Origin of the sequence: Affinundibacterium seohonense, assembly GCF_014284305.1 — a bacterium.
GTDB lineage: Bacteria > Pseudomonadota > Gammaproteobacteria > Burkholderiales > Burkholderiaceae_D > Undibacterium > Undibacterium seohonense.
In genome coordinates this window covers 1-255 of the sequence record NZ_JACOFW010000119.1, presented here as the reverse complement: position 1 = coordinate 255, position 255 = coordinate 1, and the positions used below count along the sequence as shown (strand labels likewise).

Sequence of the window (255 nt, the reverse complement as noted above, 5' to 3'; positions counted from 1 at the left end):
GGCATGCCGCAGCGAGCAGCGCTTGCGCCTTGACCTTGGCTAATCCACGAAAGCGCGCGTAACGATGACCATGTAGTTGCTTCGCATCGGCGAAGCTCCGTTCGACCGTCTCTTTACGATGCTTGTAGATCTCTTTCCCACTTACACTAAGTCGGTTCGCGTTGAGTTGTTCTTTAAAATGCTGCCAAACATGTCTGGTCACGACTTTGACATGATTTTTACTTGCTGTGCACTGCGCTCTTGTTGGGCAGTCAC

General features: G+C 51.4%; 1 protein-coding gene. It reads right to left on the bottom strand.

From position 1 onward, the window contains the following. Positions 1 to 255 (bottom strand): transposase (locus tag H8K52_RS20805; protein WP_186924813.1); only part of this gene is annotated, 255 nt, incomplete at both ends.